Consider the following 19,942-nt stretch of genomic DNA (forward strand, 5'->3'; position numbering starts at 1 on the left):
GCCCGCCGGGTCAGGGGCCCCCGTGGTCAGGCACGGGGAACGGGCGGAGCCACTTTGTTCCTCCACGATACAAAGCAATCCGCGTTTACGCCACCCCGCCCGGCGTCAGCTTCTCTGCGTGGCCCTCTCCAGGGCCCGCCGGGTGTGCGGCCCGTAGACGCCCTCCGGGTCTCCCCGCACTCCGTACCAGGTCTGGAACGTGGACACCCCGTCGGTGACCTCGCCGTCGTACACGCCGTCCAGGCCGTGCTCCCGGGCGTCGTAGGTGCCCACCGAGGCCAGCCGGTACTGCAGTTCGGCGACCTCCGGCCCCGAGTCGCCCTCGCGCAGTGTGCGCGGCCGGCCGTCGCCGTCACCGTCGCCGTCCCAGCCGCCGTCCCGGTCGTCCCAGTCCGGAGTGGTGGGGGCGGGGGGCGGCGCGGGGGCGGTGCTCGTGGGCGCCTCGGCGGTACGGGAGGGGGTGGGGGAGGAGGACGGCGTACGGCTCTGCGACGGACTCGCGGAGGCGGAGGGGGAGGGCGAGGCCGTGGTCGACGGAGAGGCCGAGGGGGAGGCGGAGTCGTCGGCGCCGGCGGACTCCTCGCCCTTGCCGTCGGTGGGCACCACCGCGGTCGGGGCGCCGCCGCGGTCGCCGAACCGGGCCTCGTCGAAGGTGTCGTCCCCCCGCGTGAACAGCCCTGCCACCAGTACGCCGGAACCCACCACGGCCACCGCGGTGCCGCCCACGGCCAGCGCCAGGCCGCGTCCGATGCGGCGGCGCGGGGCGGGACGGCCGCCGGTCACCAGCGGCAGGGGCGCCGTGTCGCCGTCCGCGTGCCGGGCCCCCTCGGTGAACATCGCCAGGTCGGCCGGGTCCGGCCCCCGGTCCGGCTGTGCCACCGGCCGCGGCAGCACCTCGACCTCGGCGCACCGGCAGCTCGCCCGGCCGGAGTCGTCCGCGGGCCTGTGGCATATGGGGCAGAAGGGCGTATCCGCCACTGCGAGCTCCCCTCCCTCAGAAAGTGCCACAGAGGTTACTGGATGCCCTCCGCCCCCTTTGTACCCGCCGGTCACCTCCGTCCGCCGGGGTCCGCGGGGCCCGCGCGGCGCGCTGCCGGCCGGCCCCGGCCCCGGACGAGGTGCCCGGGGCCGGTGCCGGTGCCCGGTTGCTCAGTCCTCCGTCCCCGCGGTGTCCGCGGCGGGCTTCGGGGCCGCCTGCTGGACGACCTCGAAGGTCCAGACGGTGGAGTCGGACGCCGCGGGGCCCCGGCCCGCGCCGCCGCCCGGACGGCCTCCGCCGCCGCTGCCGCCGCCCTGGTGCGCCGACTTCATCGGACCCGACATCCACGCCTGGAACGCGGCCTCGTCACGCCAGCGGGTGTAGACGAGGTACCGGTCGGTCCCCTCCAGGGGGCGGAGCAGCTCGAACCACTCGAAACCGTCGGAGGACTCCACCGCACCCGCCCGGGAGGCGAACCGCCGCTCGAGTTCCTCCCGCTGCTCGGAGGGGACGGTCAGGGCGTTGATCTTCACGATGCTCATGCCCCCATCGTGCCTTCCGCCCCGGGCCGGAGGTGCGGCGGCACGGCGGTCGTTCCGGCTTGTGGTGCCGTGCGGCGGATGTTCCGGGGGAGCTGCCGTCCTTGCGCCCGTTCGCGTACGCGCCGGCGCGGGCGGCGTACGGACACACGACGGCGGCCCGGCCCCGATGAGGGCCGGGCCGCCGAGGGCACCGGGCGGAGGGTGCCGGGTGCGGCCGCCGCGGTCCGGCGGTCGCGTCACGGCCTGCGGGTCAGAGCCGCATGAGCCGGTCGGCGGCGTCGCGGTACTCCCGCAGCGCCCTGCGCAGGTCCTCCGTGCGCTCCGCGGAGTCCTCGCCGCGCCAGGGCTCGCGCAGTTCGCGGTGGCGTTCGGTGAGCAGATCGGTGATACGGCGGGAGATCTCCTCGAACACGGCGTCCGCCTCCTCGACCGAGCGCCGCGGCCCGTCGACGAAGCCCGTCACCGCGTCGTGCAGCCGCCTGCCGAACCGCTCGCGCTCCTCGGGGGTCAGCAGGCCCGCGCCGCCGTTCCCGTCCTCCGGGCGGTCTCCGTGCGCGTCTGCGCGCGGTTCCCCGTGCGCCGGTGCCGCCGCTCCCGCTCCGGTTCCGGTCCCCGGTCGCGTCGCCCCGTCGGCCGTCCCGGTGCTCTTCCCGAGCGGCCCGTGCGGGGAGGAGGCGGAGGCGCCGTGTCCACCCGCCCGGTCGGCGGAACCGGCCGGAGTCACCGGAGTCACCGGAGTCACCGGTGCCACCGGCTCCGTCCGGTCGACCGGGGGCGCGTCGTCCGTCCACTCGGGCCGGCCGGCGCGGTCGGCCAGCGGGGCCCGGCGCTCCTGGGGGATGTGTCCGTTCGTGCTCATGCCCTGCCTCCGGAGGTGTCGTGGCGGCGCAGCGCCCCGGGGAGGTGCAGCCGCTCGGAGAGGCGGCCGTGGCCCCGCGATCCGGTGCCGTCGGCGTGGGTGCGGTCGCGGTCGTGCTCGTGCCGGGGCCCGCCGCCGTGCGAGTCGTGCGCGGACCGCTCCATCAGGTCCTCGTACAGGGCGCGGGCGTGCACCAGGGCCTCGCGCAGCCGCTCGGTGTCGGCCTGGCCCTCGCGGGCCAGCACGGCCACGGCGTGCACCTCGCGGTAGCCCTGGACGCGCCGGGGGTGGTGGACGGAGAGCGCGGAGACCTGCTCGTCGTACCCGTCGCCGGGGAAGCCGCGCGCCTCGGCCAGCCGGCTCAGCAGCCGGTCGGCGGAGGCGACCGCCTCCACCGGCGCGTCCACGAACCGCTCCTGCACGGCGGCCCACTGGGCCTCGTACTCCTCGCGCTCCTGCGCGGTCAGCGGCTTCGTCCGCAGCTCGCCGTGGCGCTGGAGCCGCTCCCGCAGTTCCCGTTCGGCGGCCTTGGCATCGCCGTTGTGCTGGGCGACGGTCCGCTCGTACTCGGGGCCGAACCGCCGCTTCACGGAGTGCGGTCCGCCGCCGCGCCTGACGAGGAACAGGGCGATCGCGAGGACGACGACCGCCGCCACGATCAGCGTGATGATCAAACCTGTGGACATGGCTCGCCTTCCACGAGTGTCCCCTTGCTCGGGCTGTCAACTCTCCGCGTTGCCGCCCTCGCTGCGTGCAAACGGGGCCCCGGTGAACGCCGCCGGGGCGCCGAACGCCGCCCGGCGTGTGGCGCGGCGCAGTGCCCGCAGCACCGTGCCGCCCACGGTGAGGGTGAGCACCACGGTCAGCAGGGCGCGGGGCAGGTCCCAGCCGAGGGAGGTGGCCAGGATGTAGGCGGTGAACTTGGCCAGCTTCACCTCCAGCGGGTCACCCGGGACATGGGAGATCCCGCTGGCCAGTCCGCTGATGAACGGCCAGCCCTGGAGGTTCATCACCACGCCGTACAGCACCGAGGCGACGGCCCCGTACGCGGCCAGCAGCGCCAGCTCCCGGCGTCCGCGCAGACTGTGGGGGCCGGGCAGCAGGCCCGCGCCCATCGCCACCCAGCCCATCGACAGCATCTGGAACGGCAGCCACGGCCCGACCCCGCCGGTCAGCAGCGCCGAGGCGAACATCGACACCGCGCCCAGGACGAAACCGAAACCCGGCCCCAGCACCCGGCCGGAGAGCACCATCAGGAAGAACATCGGCTCCAGGCCCGCCGTCCCCGCCCCCAGCGGGCGCAGCGCGGCGCCCGCGGCGGCCAGCACGCCGAGCATCGCGACGGCCTTGGCGTCCAGCCCGGTGTCGGCGACGGCCGCCACCGCCACGGCCAGCAGCAGCGGCAGCAGCGCCGCGAACAGCCAGGGCGCGTCCCCCGAGTGGGCCAGACCGGAGGCGGAGTCGGCCAGCAGCGGCCAGCCGAAGGCGGCCATGCCGACGGCCGAGACGATGCCCAGGGCCGCCGCGGAGCGCGGCCCGATCCGTACGGCGCGCACCTGGCGGTCGGCGCGGTCGGCGTGTTCGGCGCGGTCGGTCCGCGCCCGGCGTCCGGCCCGTTCGGTACCGGGGGATCCGGGGATGTCCGGGGTGTCCGAGGCGCCGGTCATACGCCCGCCCCCGCTTCCTCCAGCGCCGCCCGCACCTGACCGACCGTGAGCCAGCGCCGGGGGGCGAGGATCTTCGCGGTCTGCGGGGCGAAGGCGGGGGAGGAGGTGACGACCTCGGCACTCGGGCCGTCCGCGACGACCTCGCCGTCGGCCAGGATCACCACCCGGCGGGCGAGTTCGGCGGCGAGTTCCACGTCGTGGGTGGCCAGGACGATGGCGTGGCCGTCCTCCGCCAGCGCGCGCAGCACGCCGGTCAGCCGCTCCTTGGCCGCGTAGTCCAGGCCGCGCGTCGGCTCGTCCAGGAGCAGCAGGGGAGGGGCCGCGGTGAGGACGACGGCCAGCGCCAGGGCCAGGCGCTGGCCCTCCGACAGGTCGCGCGGGTGGGTGCCGTCGTGGACGTCCGGCAGCAGGGCGGAGACCAGGGCGCGGCAGGTGCCGGGCTCGGCGCCCGCGTCGCGGTCCGCGCCGGCGCACTCGGCGGCGACGGTGTCGGCGTACAGAAGGTCGCGCGGGTCCTGCGGCACCAGGCCGACGCGGCGCAGCAGTTCGGAGGGCCGGGTGCGGTGCGGCACGGCACCGGACGCGCCGCCCAGGCGCACCGTGCCGCGCGCGGGCTCGTACATGCCGACCAGGGTGTTCAGCAGGGTGGACTTGCCCGCGCCGTTGCGGCCCATCAGCGCGATCGTCTCGCCCGGCCGCACCGTCAGGTCGACCTTCTCCAGGGCGGTGATCCGGCCGCGGCGTACGGACAGGGAGGAGACCTCGGCCAGCGGTTCGCCGCCGCCGGACCCGTCCGGTCCGTCCGGCCCGCCGCGGCCGGCGGGCGTCTCCGGCGTCTCCAGAGGCTCCAGCGTGTCCAGCCGCTCCCGCAGCCCCGCCGCCCTGCGGCGCGCGTCCCGCACCGACAGCGGCAGCGGGGACCAGCCGGCCAGCCGCCCCAGGGCGACGACGGGCGGACGGACCGGCGAGAGCGCCATCACCTCGGCCGGCTCGCCCAGCACCGGCGCTGCGCCGGGCGCGGGCAGCAGCAGCACCTGGTCCGCGTACTGCACCACGCGCTCCAGGCGGTGCTCGGCCATCAGCACGGTGGTGCCCAGGTCGTGCACCAGCCGCTGGAGGACGGCCAGCACCTCCTCGGCGGCGGCCGGATCGAGCGCGGAGGTCGGCTCGTCCAGCACCAGCACCTTGGGGTGGGTGGTCAGCACCGAGCCGATGGCCACGCGCTGCATCTGCCCGCCGGAGAGGGTGGCCAGGGGGCGGTCGCGCAGATCGGCCAGGCCCAGCAGGTCCAGGGTCTCCTCGACGCGGCGGCGCATGGTGTCCGGCGGCAGGCCCAGGCACTCCATGCCGTAGGCGAGCTCGTCCTCGACGGTGTCGGTGACGAAGTGGGCCAGCGGGTCCTGGCCCACGGTGCCGACGACGTCGGCCAGTTCGCGCGGCCGGTTCTCGCGGGTGTCGCGGCCGTCCACGGTCACGCGGCCGTGCAGGGTGCCGCCGGTGAAGTGCGGCACCAGCCCGGAGACGGCGCCCAGCAGCGTGGACTTGCCCACGCCGGACGGGCCGACGACGAGCACCAGCTCGCCCTCGGGCACGGTGAGGTCCACCCCGTGCACGGCGGGGGCGGCGTCGTCCCCGTAGGTGACGGAGACCTGGTCGAAGCGGATCATGCGCGGGTCGTCTCCTTCGCCGGCGGGATCTGCCCGGAGCGGGAGACGGACCCGGCGTCGGTTTCGGTTCGGGGGGCGGGTGCGGGGGCGACGAAGGCCGGGAGCAGCCCGGCCAGTACGGCCGCGGCGGGCCACAGCGGCAGTTCGGGCGCGGTCAGCGGCACCGGGGGCGGGTCGAGGGCCTCCGGCAGGCGGGCGGCGGCCCAGACCACGGCCGCGCCGACCGCCGCGCCGGACGCCGACACCAGCCAGGCGCGCGCCCCCCAGCGGTCGGGCCGGTAGCGGCTGCGCACCGCGCGGCGCCCGCCCAGCCACAGCCCGCCGAGCGCGGCGGCCAGCCCGAGCAGCAGCACAGGCAGCCCCAGGGCCGCGCCCCGGGCGGCCAGCAGCCCGTACGTCCCGGCGCACACGCCCAGCAGCCCGCCCAGGGTGAGGGCGGCGGTGGTGCGGCGCACGGCGGGCGGCACCCGCGCGGTGCGGCCGTAGCCGCGCGCGTCCATCGAGGCGGCCAGCGCCACCGAGCGCTCCAGCGCGCCCTCCAGGACCGGCAGCCCGATCCGCAGTACCGCACGGATGCCCTTGTCGTCGCGGCCGCGCAGCCGACGGGCGGCCCGCAGCCGGCGGACGTCGGCGATCAGATGGGGGGCGAACGTCATCGCCACGACCACGGCCATCCCCGCCTCGTACAGCGCGGCGGGCAGGGACTTCAGCAGCCGGGCGGGGCTGGCCAGGGCGTTGGCCGCGCCGACACACACCAGCATGGTGGCCAGCTTCAGCCCGTCGCGCAGCGCGAACACCAGCCCCTCGGCCGTGACCCGGCCGCCGATGCGCACGCCCTGCGCCCAGTCGGGCAGCGGCACCTCGGGGAGGGTGAACAGCACGGTCGTGCCGGGGATCGGGGAACCGAGGAAGACGGCGAAGAACAGCCGGATCACCAGCACCGCCAGGGCGATCTTCAGGAAGGCGCCGTAGCCGCGCGCCCAGGGCGCGTCGGTGCGGCGGGCCGCGACGACGTACGCCGTGACGGCGACGATCAGCGCCAGCAGCAGCGGGTTGGTGGTGCGGGAGGCGGCCGTGGCCAGCCCCAGCGCCCACAGCCACCACGCGCCCGCGTGCAGCGCGTTGGAGCGCGTCGCACGCGGGGCGCGCAGGGCCGACAGGGACTGGCGGAGGGTCATGACCGGCGCCGGCGGGCCTGCCAGACGGCCGCGGCGGCGAGCACGGCGACGACGGCGCCGCCCCCGACCAGCCCGGCGGAGGGGCCGCCGTCCTCGGAGGCGGCGGTGTCCTCGGGAGCGGCGGAGCCCCCGGAGGCGTCCGCCGTCTTTGCCGCCGGGTCGGAGACCTGCTCACCGCAGCCGGTGCGCGGATAGCCGGCGATGGCGCACAGCAGCGAGTCGGAGTTGTACCGCAGCGGCTTCAGCACGGCGGCCAGCGCGTCGGCGGCGGTCCCGTCCCCGGGTACGCGCGCGCACTCGGTGCGGCCCCGGGGCGGTTCCTCGCCCCCGGGCGCGTCGGCCCGGGTGCCGAAGTCGACGCTCAGCGCGATCCGCTTGCCGCCCTCCCCGGCCTCGGCGCCACCGCAGATCTCCTCGAAGTCGCCGGTCCCGCGGGGCTTGTCGGCCTCGGCGGAGTCCTCGCTCACGGCGAACCGGAAGCCCAGCACATCGCCGTCCTCGGGCCGCAGCGTGCCCGGCCCCTGCGTGGCGTACGTCCACCGGTCGCCGTCGCGCTCCCAGAAGGACCAGTAGCGGTAGCCGGCGGCGTGCGCGGGGGCCGCGCCCACCGCGGCCGGAACGGCGGTGAACACGGTGGCGAGCACGGCGGTGAACACGCCGGCGAGCACGGCGCGCGGCGCGGTCACTGTGCCCGCCTCCTGCGGTTGCTGAGCAGGAAGCCGACGCCCGCGCCGGCGGCCAGGCCCGCGCCGATGAGGGACCACATCGCCGGCGAGCCGCCGCCGTCGCCGTCCTCCGCGGCGTTCCGGCTGCCGTCGTCCTCGCCGTCCTCGCCGCCGTCGGCGCCGGAGGGGACGGACACCGGGGCCGGGCCGGTGGCGTTCAGCCGTTCGACCAGGTTCACCCCGCCGAAGTCGGCCGGGTCGCCGCCCGCGGCGCGGGCGGCGAGGACGAGCTGGCCCAGCGCGGCCGGGCCGGTGGTGGCCTTGTCCCAGGAACCGAGGTTCTTCTCCAGCCAGTTCAGGGACTTCGCGGCGGCGTCGCGGTGGCCGCCCGCGGCCAGGGCGATCACGGCGTCGGCGGTGTTGCCGTAGTCGGGCTGCTCCTCGGCACCGGGCATGGCGGACTTCAGATGCCCGCCGCCCGCCTCCAGCACCCGCGTCAGATAGGCGGCACCGGCCTCGGCGGCCTCGGCCGGTGTGCGCCCGCCGTCGCCTCCGTCGTCCTCCCCGCACTCCAGGGCCTTCGCGGCGCCGCGGTCCTCGCCGCCGCTGTTGCCGCCCTCCTCGCCGCCCGGCCCGGTGGCCAGACCCTCGCCCCGGGCGGCCAGCACGGCGGCGGCCGTGGCGTCGTCGTTCGCGGCGAGACGGCCCTTCTCGTCGGGCTGGTAGGCGAAGGCGCCGCGCTCGTCCTTCTCGGCGTCGCAGCCGAGCTGGAAGCCCAGGAGGGAGTCGTAGGGGGACTTCTCCCCCTTCGCCGAGAGCGTCTTCGCCGGGTCCTCGCCCGCGGCGTCCAGGGCGCCGATCACGACGGAGACGGAGTTGGCGTCGCTGGGGCTGCCGGGGTTGAAGCCCCAGCCGCCGTCGTCGTTCTGGACCAGCCGCAGCCACTCCACGGCCCGCTCCACCCGCTCGCCGTGGCCGCCGAGGGCGGCCAGCGCCTGGACGGCGGCGGCCGTGGCGTTGACGTCGGCCACCGTCTCGGCGGTGCACGCCTCGGTGGGGTCGGGACGGTAGGAGGCGAAGGAGCCGTCCTCGCACTGCTGGCCGGTCAGCCACGCCACGGCCTTGGACGCGGGCTTCACCCCGACCGCGTCCTGGGCCAGCAGGGCCGTCGACTGGCGCCACACGCCGTCGTACTGCGGGTCGTCCTTCCCGTACAGCCCTGACGGCAGGTCCCGTTGCGCCGGGGCCTGCGCGGACGGCGACTCGTCGGCGGCGGCGACGGGGGCCGCGACCGCGCAGAGCACGGTGGAGGCGGCCAGGGCCGCGGCGGTGCGGCGCAGGGACATGGGCGGGTGCCTTTCTCGTGGCGCAGCCGTGCACGGACGGCCGGCCGCGCTCACCGCACGGGGCACACCGGGCTCGGCTCCGCATTCCTCGACGGTGCCGGTGCCGGGACCGCGCTCCGCCGTGCGGCGGGGACGGCCCCGGGAGCCTCTCGTGCCCGGGCGGGTGCTCCGGCTGTACGGCGGACGGGTGGGTGTGTCCGCCTGCTCACGGTTGCGGGTCAGCGCCGGATTCGCACCGGCTTCCCCCGATCGGGCACAGGACGTTCTGCGGCTCACTCTAACGGGCGCGGTTCCGGCCGGGCCGCAGGTGGGAGCGGGATCACACCGCAGGCCCGGCCCGCGGTGTGCGACGGGGTGTTCCGGCAGGGTTCTCCCGTCCGTTCCGCAGTCATTTCCAGTGGTTCACACCAAAGAACTCCCGTTGTTTCCGGTGCATTTCGTTGACGCGCGTAGCGCGGATCCGCCACCCTCTGCTGGGGCGCGAATACCCCCGGCGCGGGGACGGTCGCGCCGGGGGCCGTCCGCCCAGGCGGTACGGGCTGTCCGGGTGACCGGGCGCCCTTTCCGGGGTTTTCCGGAGTCCTGCGCGGAATTCCTGTCCGATGGTGGACGGAATCACCGGGGAAATCCGGGAATTCCTTGACGTGTACATGCCTTTCAGGGTAGGAATTCCTTCCGACCACCGGCGTGAGCGAGCAGTGAATGCTCACCCCCCACGCACATGCTGACCGGGAGGAAGAATGTTCCGACGTTTCACCACCTGGAGACGGGCGGGCACATCCGTGCTCGGCGGCCTGGCCGTCGCGGCGCTGGTCGCCACGGGCCAGCCCGCGGGCGCCGCCCCCGCCCCCGCCGACCCGGCACCGCGCGCCCCGATGAACCGGGCGTTCGAGCGGGCGGCCGACGAGTTCCAGGTCCCGCGCGACCTGCTGGTCGCGGTGGGCTACGGGGAGACCCACCTCGACGGCCACGGCGGCGAACCCAGCCACGCGGGCGGCTACGGCGTGATGCACCTGGTCAGCAACCCCGAACGCCGCACCCTGGAGAAGGCCGCCGAGCTGACCGGCGAGCCGGCCGCCGACCTCAGGAAGGACACCGCCGCCAACATCCTCGGCGGCGCCGCCGTCCTGCGCTCCTACGCCGACGAACTGGGCCTGGACGCCGCCGACCGCCGCGACGCGGACGCCTGGTACCCGGTGGTGGCCCGCTACGGCGGCGCGGACGACGACCGCACGGCCCGGCTGTACGCCGACACCGTCTACGACTTCCTGGAGGACGGCTTCAGCGCCCTGACCCCGGCCGGCGAGCGGGTCACCGTGGGGCCGCGCGAGACCGAGCCGGAGCGCGGCCGCTACGCGAAGGTCCGCCCGCTGGGCGCCCCCGCGTCCGCCGAGGCCGGCACGCTGAGCACCGACTACCCGCCCGCGCGGTGGGTGGCGGCCCACTCCAGCAACTACACCCCCGGCCGCTCGTCGGCGATCACCCACGTGGTCGTCCACGTCACCCAGGGCTCCTACGCCGGCTCGATCAGCTGGTTCCAGAACCCCAGCTCCAACGTCAGCGCCCACTACGTGATCCGCTCCTCGGACGGCGAGGTCACGCAGACGGTCCGCGACCGCGACACCGCCTGGCACGCCAGGTCCGGCAACCCGTACTCCATCGGCCTGGAGCACGAGGGCTACGTCGACAACCCCTCCTGGTTCACCGACGCCATGTACCGCTCCTCGGCCGCGCTGACCCGGCACCTGTGCGACCGCTACGGCATCCCCAAGGACCGGTCGCACATCGTGGGCCACGTCGAGGTGCCGGGCAACGACCACACCGACCCCGGCCCCAACTGGAACTGGACCTACTACATGCAGCTGGTCCGCGACGGTGACGCCACCGCCCCCGTCCAGCTGAACTTCACCTCCTACAGCACCCTGCGCAGCGGCTCGACCGGCGCCCAGGTGAAGGCCGTCCAGCACCTGCTCAACCAGCGCGGCTTCGACGCCGGCACGGTGGACGGCGTCTTCGGTCCCGGCACCGAGAGCGCCGTGCGGGCCTTCCAGAGCAGCCGCTCCCTGACCGCCGACGGCGTCGTGGGCGCCCGCACCTGGACCGCCCTGCTGTCGGCCGGTACCAAGCCCGTCCTCAAGCGGGGGAGTTCGGGCGCGGACGTGGAGCGGCTGCAGCGCTCCCTGACCGCCGCGCTCGGCCGCACCGTGGGCATCGACGGCGCCTTCGGCCCGAACACCGAGACCGCCGTGCGCGACTACCAGAGCAGCCGGGGCCTGGCCGTGGACGGCATCGCGGGCAGCGGCACCTGGGGCGCGCTCCAGGCCGGCCGGTAGGACCGGGAACCGCCACCGGCTCCGGCACGTCACACCGGTCCGCACCGCCGCCCGGCGGTGCGGACCGGTGCCGTTGCGCCGCCTCCACCGTCCTCCACCGTTCCCCGCCGTCTCCCACCGCGTCCCGGGAGGCCGCGGAGTCCCTTCCCCGCGGCAGGACACCCCGGCAGGACACCCGGCCGGACCCGCGGCGGAGTCCGCGTCGAGCCCCGCGGCGGAGTTACCCGTGCGTTCCTCACGGCCGACTCGTGACAGCTGTGACTGTCCCGCCCCTCCGGCGCCGTGGAAAGGTCTTCCCCAGACGCCGCCGGTGACCGAGAAGAGCCGAAGGGGGAACGATGAGCAAGGGCTACGCCGTCTTCTGCGACGCAGACCGCCACTTCTACGACGCCCCCCACCGCCTCTCGGACGAGGCCGGGCGGGCCGGCACCTACGAGGCCGCCCGCCGCCCCGCACCCGCCGGCTGGCAGCGCCACCGCTCCGGCGACTGGCTGGCCCTGCGCCCGCTGGACACCGAACTCCCCGCCCAGGGCTGGAAGATCCACGTCTCGGCCTGCCTGGACAACGCCGAGCGGATCCTGGACAAGGTGTGGGACTACTGCGTGTCCCGGGGCGTGGCCTTCAAGTTCATGCCCAGCCGCTACCTCCTGCACAACCGCAACGCCAAGTACGCCGACCGCGGCGCCAGCGGGAAGTTCGTCACCGTCTACCCGGCCGGCGACGAGCAGTGCCGCACCATCGCCGAGGACCTCGACGCGCTGCTGGCCGGCGAGAGCGGCCCGTACATCCTCAGCGACCTGCGCTGGGGGAGCGGCCCGGTGCACGTGCGCTGGGGCAGCTTCACCGAGCGGCACTGCTACGAGGACGGCGAGCTGCGTCCGGCCGTCGAGGACGCCGAGGGCCGCCTGGTGCCCGACCGCAGGGACCCGGCCTTCCACGTCCCGGACTGGATCACCCTCCCCGACTTCCTGCGGCCCCATCTGGAGGCCCGCGGCGCGGCGAAGGTCGCCGACATCCCCTACCGCATCGAGAAGGCACTGCACTTCTCCAACGGCGGGGGCGTGTACGTCGGCACCGACAGCCGCACCGGCGAGAAGGTCGTCCTCAAGGAGGGCCGCCCCCACGCCGGCCTCGCCGCCGACGGCGCCGACGCCGTGACCCGCCTGCGCCGCGAGAAGGAGGCGCTGGAGAGGCTGTCCGGCCTGCCCCAGACCCCCGAGGTGCGCGACTGGTTCCAGCTCGGCGACCACTGGTTCCTGGTGCTGGAGTACGTCGAGGGCCGGCCGCTCAACAGCTTCTTCGCCCTGCGCCACCCGCTGATCGAGGCCGATCCCGCTCCGGAGGCGATAGCCGGGTACACCGAGTGGGCCCTGCGCGTCCACCGGCTGGTGGAGGAGGCCGTCGAGGCCGTCCACGCCCGCGGCGTCGTCTTCAACGACCTGCACCTGTTCAACATCATGGTCCGCGAGGACGAAGACGGCGGAATCTCGGTGACGCTGCTGGACTTCGAGGCCGCGGCCCACATCGACGAGGGCCGCCGCCAGGTCATCGCCAACCCCGGCTTCGTGGCCCCCGCCGACCGCAGGGGGTTCGACGTCGACCGCTACGCCCTGGCCTGCCTGCGCATCGCGCTCTTCCTGCCGCAGACCAGCCTGCTGGCGATCGACCGGGGCAAGGCGGCGCACCTGGCCGAGCTGGTGGCCGAGGAGTTCCCCGTGCCGCGCGGGTTCCTCGACGAGGCCGTGGCGGAGATCCTCCGCGGCTGGGAGCCCCCGGCGCCGTCCGGCGCCGGGCACGGGCCGGGCGGCACGGCCCGGGAGGGGACGGCGGGCACCGCGACGGGCGCACCCGGGCAGGGCTACCTGCCCGTCCACCCCGCCGACTGGCCGCGCAGCCGCGACTCGATGGTGCGGGCGGTACTCGCCTCGGCCACCCCCGAACGCGAGGACCGCTTCTTCCCCGGCGACATCGCCCAGTTCGCCGCCGGCGGCGGCGCGGGCTTCGCCAACGGCGCGGCCGGCGTGCTCTACGCCCTGGCCGAGACCGGCGGCGAGAGGTGCCCGGACGCCGAGGACTGGCTGCTGCGCAGGACCAAGGAGCCCGCCTCCGGCACCCCGCTGGGCTTCTACGACGGACTGGCCGGCATCGCCTGGACCCTGGAGCGCTTCGGCCACACCGACCGGGCCCTGGAACTGGCCGGGACGGTCGTGGACCAGCCCTGGGACGATCTGGCCCCCGACCTGCACGGCGGCCTGGCCGGCATCGGCCTGGCCCTGGACTCCCTGGCCGCCTCCACCGGTGAGAGCGCCCTGCACGAGGAGGCGCTGCGCTGCGCACGCCTCGTCGCCGACAAGGGCGGGCGCGAGGCCGCACGCGCCGGGAACGGCGCCGCGGCCCGGTCCTCCGCCGGGCGCGGCCCCCGGGCCGGGCTGCTGTACGGCTCGGCCGGCCAGGCACTGCTCTTCCTGCGGCTGTACGAGCGCACCGGCGAGCCCGGACTGCTCGACCTCGCCGCCGACGCCATCCGGCGCGACCTCGACCACTGCGTGACGAGCGCCGGCGGCGCCCTCCAGGTGGACGAGGGCTGGCGCACCATGCCCTACCTGGGCGAGGGCAGCGTCGGCATCGGGATGGTGCTGGACGACTACGCCGCCCACCGCGACGACGAGCGGTTCGAGCGGGCGCGGCACGACATCCTCAAGGCCGCCCGCTCCAGGTTCTACGCCCAGCCCGCCCTGTTCCGGGGCGCGGCAGGGATGATCCTGCACCTGGGCCGCACCACCGTCGGCGACCCCGGCGCCCACGAGGTGGATCTGCGCCGCCAGATCGCCTCGCTGACCCGGGCCGCCGTCCCCTACCAGGGCCTGCTGGCCTTCCCCGGCGAGCAGATGATGCGCCTGTCGATGGATCTCGCCACCGGCACGGCCGGCTGTCTGCTCGCCCTGGGCAGCGCGCTGCACGACACCCCCGTGCACCTGCCCTTCCTCCCGCCGCCCCCCGGGCGGCCCCAGAGCCGGTCTCTCGTCAGGGAGGCCGTACCGGAAAATCCCGTCCCCACGGAAACGAAAGGAAAAGAGAAATGACGCTTCTCGACCTGCAGACCCTGGAGACCTCCGAGGACAAGGGCACCGTCGCGGGCGGCGGCTCCGAGGCCAGCCTGCTGCTGTGCGGCGACAGCTCCCTGAGCGTCACCACCTGCCGCTGACCCCGGCGCCGCGGGATCCGGTCCCGCGGTTGTGAAACGGTCGACGCGGTCCCGGGCGGTCACAGCGCCCGGGACCGCATCGCCGTATCCCAGGTCTACCCCGGCCGCCCCGCGCGTACCCCCGCCGCGCCGCCCACGGACGCGAGGAGCCAACCGCCCATGGCGCCCCAGCCCGCCGCAGACCCCGCTGATGCCGATGCCGCTGCCGCCGCCGGTACCGGCACCCCGGCCGACCGCGTCCTGACGGCCGCGATCCGCCACAGCGCCGGACGCGCCGCGGCGATCTGCCTGCTCGCCGCCGCCTCCGCCGCCGCGTCCGTGGCCCTGCCCGCCGCGCTCGGGCACACCCTCGACCTGGCGCTGGACGGCTCCGGGGAGGCCGCCCGCTGGACGGCGCTGTGCGCGCTGCTGGTGGCGGCCGAGGTGCTGCTGGACGCGGTGAGCGCCCATCTCACCGGCACCACCGACGCCCGCTCCACCGCCTGGCTGCGCCGCCGCGGACTGGAGCACCTGCTGGCCGTGGGCCCCCGGCGGGCGGCCCGCTTCCCCCACGGCGACCTGGTGACCCGGCTGTCGGGCAACGCGGCCGAGGCCGGCGCGGTACCCACCACCGCCGCCACCGCCGTCTCCTCGCTCCTCACCCCGCTCGGCGCCCTGGTGGCCCTGCTGCTGGTGGACCCCTGGCTCGCCGCCGCCTTCTGTGCCGGGGTCCCCCTGCTGGTGCTGCTGCTGCGCGCCTTCGCCCGCGGCTCCTCCGACAGCGTCTCGCGCTACCAGCGCGTCCAGGGCGAGATCGCCGCGCGCCTGGTCGAGGCCCTGGCCGGCGCCCGTACCCTCGCCGCCGCGGGCACCGCCGGCCGCGAACGCGCCCGCGTCCTGGCCCCGCTGCCCGAACTGGCCGCCCAGGGACGGCGGATGTGGCACGTGTACGGGCAGGCCATGGTCGGCAGCGGCGTCCTGGTCCCCCTGCTGACGATCGCCGTCCTGGCGGTGGGCGGGGTGCGGCTGACCGCCGGGGAGCTGAGCGTCGGCGAACTGCTGGCCGCCTCCCGCTACGCGGCCCTGGCCGCCGGGGTCGGCGCGGTCACCGGCCGGATCGGCGCCCTGGTGCGCAGCCGCGCCGCCGCCCGCCGCGTCGGTGAGCTGCTGGCCGTGCCCCCGGTGGCGTACGGCCGCCGCACCCTGCCGCCGGACGGCACCGGACGGCTGGAGCTGCGCGGTGTCACCGCCGTGCGCGGCGGGCGCGAGGTGCTGCGCGGTGTCGACCTGGTGGTGCCCGGCGGTGCCACGATGGCCGTGGTGGGGCGGTCCGGCTCGGGCAAGTCCACCCTCGCCGCGCTCGCCGGGCGCCTGGCCGACCCCGACGAGGGGCGGGTGCTGCTCGACGGCGTCCCGCTGGACGGACTCGACCCCGCCGAGCTGCGCCGAGAGGTCGGCTACGCCTTCGAGCGGCCGGCCCTGTTCGGGGACACCGTCGGCGAGGCGGTCGCCTTCGGCGCGTACGACCCGGGACCCGGAGCCGTCGAGGACGCCGCGCGGGCGGCCAGCGCGGACGCCTTCGTCCGCCGCCTGCCCGCCGGTTACGGCACCGCGCTCGCGGACGCGCCGCTGTCCGGCGGCGAGTTCCAGCGCCTGGGCCTGGCCCGCGCCTTCGCCCACGCGGGACGGCTGCTGGTGCTGGACGACGCCACCTCCAGCCTGGACAGCGTCACCGAGCTCCAGGTCAGCCGGGCGCTGACGGACCGGGTGCGGGCCGGCACCCGGCTGCTGATCGCGCACCGCGTCTCCTCCGCGGCCCGCGCGGACCTGGTGGCCTGGCTGGAGGAAGGCCGGGTGCGGGCTGTCGGACCGCACGAGGCGCTGTGGGAACTGCCCGAGTACCGGGCGGCGTTCACGGCCGGGGACGGCCCTGGCGTCTCGGACGGCCCGGACGCCCTGGACACGCCGGATGCCCTGGACACTCCGGGTGCGCCCGGCGGCCCGGCTCCCCGGGCGGCCCGCGCCGCGGCGGAGGAGCCCCGGTGAGCCCGGTGAGCCGTACCGCCCCGGGCCCGGCCCGCCGCCTCCTGCCGCGCGCCGCGCGCTTCCTGCGGAGCCGGCGGCGCGTCCTGGTCCGGCTCGGCGGCTGGTCGCTGCTGGAGTCCGCGCAGACCTTCCTGGTCGGCTACGGCGTGGCCCAGGCCCTCGACCGCGGCTTCCTGGCCGGGAGCACCGGGACGGGGCTGGCCTGGCTGGCGGTGGCCGCCGCGGCGACCGTCGTCGGCGGCCTGGCCGTACGGGGGGTCTTCCGCGGGCTGGCCGACCTGGTGGAGCCGCTGCGCGACGGGCTGCTGCGCCGGGTGGTGACCCGCGCCCTGCACGGGGCGGTGGCCGAGCCGGCCCGGGCGGACAACTCATCCGTCTCCCGCCTGACCCACCAGACCGAGCTGGCCCGGGACAGCTTCGCCGGGCTGGTGCTGGTGCTGCGCTCCTTCGTCTTCACCGCGGCCGGGGCCCTGGCCGGGCTGGCTTCCCTCCACCCCCTGCTGCTCCTGGTGGTCCTGCCGCCTCTGGTGCTGGGGCTGCTGCTCTTCACGGCCACGCTGGTGCCGATGGCGGCGCGCCAGCGGGACTTCCTCGACGCGGACGAGGCCCTCTCCACGGGCTACGGGGCCGTCGCCGCCGGGCTGCGGGACGTCGTGGCGTGCGGAGCCGAGCGGCGCACCGCCGGGGAGGCGGACGCGCTGGTCGCCACCGAGGTGGAGGCGGCACGTTCGCTGGCCCGGTGGGCCGCCGCCCGCACCGTGGCGCTGGGCGTGGCCGGGCACCTGCCGATCGTGCTGCTGCTGTTCGCCACCCCGTGGCTGCTGGAGCGGGGACTCACGGCGGGCGCGCTGCTGGGCGCGCTGACGTATCTGACCCAGTCGCTGCTGCCGGCCCTGCGCACCCTGATGAGCGCCCTGGGGGCGGCGGGCACCCGGCTGCTGGTGATCCTGGACCGGCTCGTCGGGGAGGACCCGCCGCACGGCGCGCCGGCCGCCGCGAAGTCGGCCGCCGCGCCCTCCGCGGCCCTTCCCGCCGCCCGGTCCGGCACCGTGGAATCCGCCGCGACCCCCGCCGAAACCCCCGCGCCCGCCCCCGCCCGGCCCGCGGCCGGCTCCCGGGTGGAGCTGCGCTCGGTGACCTTCGCCTACGGCCCCGGCGCCCAGCCGGTGCTGCGCGAGGTGGACCTGACCGTCGAACCCGGCGAGCACCTGGTCGTCGTGGGCCCCAGCGGCATCGGCAAGTCCACCCTCGCCGCTCTGGTGGCGGGCCTGCTCACTCCCGGCCGGGGCGAGGTGCTGGTGGACGGCGCCCCTCCCCGCGCCGCTGGCAGGAGCGCCGGCGAGCTGGCGCGGCAGCGTGTGCTGATCCCGCAGCAGGCGTACGTGTTCACCGGCACCCTCCGCGAGAACCTGCTCTACCTGTGCCCGGACGACCTTTCGGCAGGGGCGCCGGACGGAACACCGGGCGGGGCGCCGGAGGCCGGCCCGGAGGAGGAGAGGCTGGCCGCATCGGTGGCCGCGGTCGGGCTCGGCCCGCTGGCCGACGGGCTGGGCGGGCTGGACGCGGTGGTCGACCCGGCCGCCCTCTCCCAGGGGGAGCGGCAGCTGATCGCGCTGGGGCGGGCCCATCTGTCGCCCGCGCCCCTGGTGCTGCTGGACGAGGCCACCTGCCATCTGGACCCGGAGGCGGAGGCGCGCGCCGAGCGGGCGTTCGCGGACCGGCCCGGCACGCTGGTGGTGATCGCGCACCGGATCAGCTCGGCGCACCGGGCCGACCGGGTACTGGTGATGGACGGGGCCCGCGCCACCGCCGGAAGCCACCGCGAGCTGCTCGACCGCTCACGGCTCTACCGCGACCTGGTGGGGCGCTGGCACACCGGCCGCGAAGGCCGGTGTGCCGTCAGGCCGGGGCGCTCTCGCGCCCCGGCCTGACGGGCCGTCCGAGCCCGGCCGGTGGGCGCACTCACTCGCGCCCGCGCGCGCATGCGCGCCCGTCCGGGCCGCCGCCCGGCGGACGCTCACACCCAGCCCGCGCCCTGCGATATCCGTATGGCGTCGATCCTGTTGCGCGCCCCGGTCTTACGGGTGATCGCCGACATGTAGTTGCGTATGGTGCCGTGCGAGAGGTGCAGCCGCCTGGCGATCTCGGAGACCGTCGCCCCCTTCGCGGCCAGCGACAGAACGCTCAACTCCCTTGCTGTGAGGGGCATTTCGGCGGAACGCAGCAGATCGTGGGCGAGGGACTCGTCCACGTATCTCTTCCCCGCGGCGACCTGCCGGATCCCCTCGAGTAACTTCTGCGGGGTGGCGTCCTTGTTGACGAATCCCAGGGCCTGTGCGTCATAGGCGCGGCGCAGCGCACCGGGACGCCCCGGGGTGGCCAGAACCAGTAACCCGCATTTTGCCGACGTCATACGCCGACACAGTTCCGCCATGCCGGCCACGTCCGGGGCCCCGGGGCCGTCCATGTCCACGACGCACACGTCCGCCCGCAGGGCCCGGAGCCTCCCGGGATCGTTGGACCAGGGGACGTCACGCACCTCCAGGTCGGATGCATCGTTGAGCAACGCTGCCAGACCGGATCGCAGCAGGCCGAAATGGTGCACCAGCAATACCTGAATCACGTTCGAATCCTCCAGTGCCCTGATCGGGGGACGTTTGTCGAACACCCGTCAACGAATACCTGCAAATAGCACTGGATAACGCAGAGTTTCGGCCAGTACCGGTTGGTAACGGGGGTGCAGGAGGTGACTGGGGGGCGCGCGAACCACCGGATCGAACTACTGGCGCACTTCACTGGTCGTTTCCGCGGTGATCAATGTGCAAACCGTTTCGATGTCTTCTTGGGCCTGTTCGATCGAAATGCGTCCGGAGAGCCATCCGATCAGTGTCGAATGCCAGGTATGGGCGATGACGCGGACCGCCGAGAGCCGCTCCGGCGTCGGCGCCCCCCGCGCTCCCACGGCGTCCAGGATGATCTCGGTGGTGAGCCGGGAGACCGCGTCGACCTCCGCGCCGGCCGAGCGGTCGGCGAAGGTGAACGCCCGCAGCATGGCCTCCGCCAGGTTCGGCTCCCGCTGGAGCGCGCGGAAGGCGCGCATCAGCGTCACCGCGACCCGGGCGGCGGGCTCCGGCTCCTTCGGCGGGTGCCGGTGCAGCGTCTCGTGCAGCCGCTCCAGCTGGTCGTGCATGGTGGCGACCAGCAGATGGACCTTGGAGGGGAAGTAGCGGTAGAGCGTGCCCAGCGCGACGTCCGCGGACTCGGCGACCTCGCGCATCTGCACCGCGCCGAAGCCCCCGCGCCGGGCCAGCCCGGCGCTGGCCGCCAGGATGCGGCGGCGGCGCGCCTCCTGGCGCTCGGTGAGAGGCGGGGCGGATGGGAAGCCGGGATGTGCCGTCAAGTCTCTCCTGCCGTCTGTCCCGTCGGGCCCGGGCGGCTCCCGCCGCGGGTCCGGGCCGTTCCGGGGGCCCGGGAGA

General features: G+C 75.9%; 16 protein-coding genes. 5 read left to right on the plus strand and 11 right to left on the minus strand.

Features of this window, described 5'->3' with window-relative positions; genetic code table 11:
• Positions 1-105 precede the first annotated feature (105 nt).
• The 9 genes from BMY40_RS02485 to BMY40_RS02525 form a co-directional block, all read right to left on the minus strand.
• On the minus strand, positions 106-978 hold the full coding sequence (locus tag BMY40_RS02485; RefSeq protein WP_143071728.1) for a peptidoglycan-binding domain-containing protein: 873 nt from the start codon (positions 976-978) through the stop codon (positions 106-108).
• A gap of 171 nt (positions 979-1,149) precedes the next feature.
• Positions 1,150-1,521, minus strand: coding sequence for an antibiotic biosynthesis monooxygenase family protein (locus BMY40_RS02490; RefSeq protein WP_093654826.1), 372 nt, complete (start codon positions 1,519-1,521; stop codon positions 1,150-1,152).
• 250 nt (positions 1,522-1,771) lie between these two features.
• On the minus strand, positions 1,772-2,380 hold the full coding sequence (locus BMY40_RS02495; protein WP_093654828.1) for a hypothetical protein: 609 nt from the start codon (positions 2,378-2,380) through the stop codon (positions 1,772-1,774).
• Positions 2,377-3,066 (minus strand): GAT domain-containing protein, encoded by a 690-nt coding sequence (locus BMY40_RS02500; protein WP_143071729.1) that lies wholly within the window; start codon positions 3,064-3,066, stop codon positions 2,377-2,379. The genes BMY40_RS02495 and BMY40_RS02500 overlap by 4 nt, the downstream gene beginning before the upstream one ends.
• A 36-nt stretch (positions 3,067-3,102) precedes the next feature.
• The gene (locus BMY40_RS02505; protein WP_093654832.1) at positions 3,103-4,047 is read right to left on the minus strand and encodes an ECF transporter S component; all 945 of its coding nucleotides are present in this window, start codon (positions 4,045-4,047) and stop codon (positions 3,103-3,105) included.
• Positions 4,044-5,714 (minus strand): ABC transporter ATP-binding protein, encoded by a 1,671-nt coding sequence (locus BMY40_RS02510; RefSeq protein ID WP_093654834.1) that lies wholly within the window; start codon positions 5,712-5,714, stop codon positions 4,044-4,046. The genes BMY40_RS02505 and BMY40_RS02510 overlap by 4 nt, the downstream gene beginning before the upstream one ends.
• Entirely contained in the window at positions 5,711-6,892 is a 1,182-nt protein-coding gene (locus tag BMY40_RS02515; RefSeq protein ID WP_093654836.1) for a CbiQ family ECF transporter T component, read from the minus strand. The genes BMY40_RS02510 and BMY40_RS02515 overlap by 4 nt, the downstream gene beginning before the upstream one ends.
• Positions 6,889-7,578 carry an SCO2322 family protein gene (locus BMY40_RS02520; protein ID WP_425443061.1) on the minus strand — a complete coding sequence of 230 codons (690 nt, stop codon included), beginning with the start codon at positions 7,576-7,578 and terminating at the stop codon, positions 6,889-6,891. The genes BMY40_RS02515 and BMY40_RS02520 overlap by 4 nt, the downstream gene beginning before the upstream one ends.
• Complete coding sequence (locus tag BMY40_RS02525) at positions 7,575-8,903, minus strand: SCO2321 family membrane protein (RefSeq protein WP_093654838.1); 1,329 nt, start codon at positions 8,901-8,903, stop codon at positions 7,575-7,577. Before BMY40_RS02525 ends, BMY40_RS02520 begins: the two co-directional genes overlap by 4 nt.
• 740 nt (positions 8,904-9,643) lie before the next feature.
• On the opposite strand from BMY40_RS02525, the gene BMY40_RS02530 reads away from it, so the two are divergent.
• The 5 genes from BMY40_RS02530 to BMY40_RS02550 all read left to right on the plus strand — a co-directional run bounded on the left by BMY40_RS02530 (position 9,644) and on the right by BMY40_RS02550 (position 18,397).
• Positions 9,644-11,236 (plus strand): peptidoglycan-binding protein, encoded by a 1,593-nt coding sequence (locus BMY40_RS02530; RefSeq protein ID WP_093654840.1) that lies wholly within the window; start codon positions 9,644-9,646, stop codon positions 11,234-11,236.
• A 338-nt stretch (positions 11,237-11,574) separates the two neighbouring features.
• Positions 11,575-14,319, plus strand: a complete 2,745-nt coding sequence (gene lanKC / locus BMY40_RS02535) for a class III lanthionine synthetase LanKC (protein ID WP_093654842.1) — start codon at positions 11,575-11,577, stop codon at positions 14,317-14,319.
• Positions 14,316-14,441, plus strand: a complete 126-nt coding sequence (locus BMY40_RS02540; protein WP_093654844.1) for a SapB/AmfS family lanthipeptide — start codon at positions 14,316-14,318, stop codon at positions 14,439-14,441. The genes lanKC and BMY40_RS02540 overlap by 4 nt, the downstream gene beginning before the upstream one ends.
• A 159-nt stretch (positions 14,442-14,600) precedes the next feature.
• Positions 14,601-16,466, plus strand: coding sequence for an ABC transporter ATP-binding protein (locus tag BMY40_RS02545; RefSeq protein WP_093654846.1), 1,866 nt, complete (start codon positions 14,601-14,603; stop codon positions 16,464-16,466).
• Positions 16,467-16,471: 5 nt separating this feature from the next.
• Positions 16,472-18,397: an ATP-binding cassette domain-containing protein gene (locus BMY40_RS02550; RefSeq protein ID WP_093655719.1), complete on the plus strand. Its 1,926-nt coding sequence runs from the start codon at positions 16,472-16,474 to the stop codon at positions 18,395-18,397.
• Between the two features lie 86 nt (positions 18,398-18,483).
• Here the strand turns inward: BMY40_RS02550 and BMY40_RS02555 are convergent, their stop codons facing one another.
• Positions 18,484-19,089 carry a response regulator transcription factor gene (locus BMY40_RS02555; protein ID WP_177213871.1) on the minus strand — a complete coding sequence of 202 codons (606 nt, stop codon included), beginning with the start codon at positions 19,087-19,089 and terminating at the stop codon, positions 18,484-18,486.
• A 156-nt stretch (positions 19,090-19,245) separates the two neighbouring features.
• Positions 19,246-19,866 (minus strand): TetR family transcriptional regulator, encoded by a 621-nt coding sequence (locus tag BMY40_RS02560; protein ID WP_245769792.1) that lies wholly within the window; start codon positions 19,864-19,866, stop codon positions 19,246-19,248.
• Positions 19,867-19,942: the final 76 nt, after the last annotated feature.

It is taken from the genome of Streptomyces radiopugnans, from assembly GCF_900110735.1.
Taxonomy (GTDB): domain Bacteria; phylum Actinomycetota; class Actinomycetes; order Streptomycetales; family Streptomycetaceae; genus Streptomyces; species Streptomyces radiopugnans.

Bases quoted from the DNA above. Each gene is read 5' to 3' on its own strand.
- BMY40_RS02500 (WP_143071729.1), bottom strand. From the start codon at position 3,066: ATGTCCACAGGTTTGATCATCACGCTGATCGTGGCGGCGGTCGTCGTC.
- BMY40_RS02490 (WP_093654826.1), bottom strand. From the start codon at position 1,521: ATGAGCATCGTGAAGATCAACGCCCTGACCGTCCCCTCCGAGCAGCGG.
- BMY40_RS02545 (WP_093654846.1), top strand. From the start codon at position 14,601: ATGGCGCCCCAGCCCGCCGCAGACCCCGCTGATGCCGATGCCGCTGCC.
- lanKC (WP_093654842.1), top strand. From the start codon at position 11,575: ATGAGCAAGGGCTACGCCGTCTTCTGCGACGCAGACCGCCACTTCTAC.
- BMY40_RS02525 (WP_093654838.1), bottom strand. From the start codon at position 8,903: ATGTCCCTGCGCCGCACCGCCGCGGCCCTGGCCGCCTCCACCGTGCTC.
- BMY40_RS02495 (WP_093654828.1), bottom strand. From the start codon at position 2,380: ATGAGCACGAACGGACACATCCCCCAGGAGCGCCGGGCCCCGCTGGCC.
- BMY40_RS02515 (WP_093654836.1), bottom strand. From the start codon at position 6,892: ATGACCCTCCGCCAGTCCCTGTCGGCCCTGCGCGCCCCGCGTGCGACG.
- BMY40_RS02540 (WP_093654844.1), top strand. From the start codon at position 14,316: ATGACGCTTCTCGACCTGCAGACCCTGGAGACCTCCGAGGACAAGGGC.
- BMY40_RS02510 (WP_093654834.1), bottom strand. From the start codon at position 5,714: ATGATCCGCTTCGACCAGGTCTCCGTCACCTACGGGGACGACGCCGCC.
- BMY40_RS02530 (WP_093654840.1), top strand. From the start codon at position 9,644: ATGTTCCGACGTTTCACCACCTGGAGACGGGCGGGCACATCCGTGCTC.
- BMY40_RS02505 (WP_093654832.1), bottom strand. From the start codon at position 4,047: ATGACCGGCGCCTCGGACACCCCGGACATCCCCGGATCCCCCGGTACC.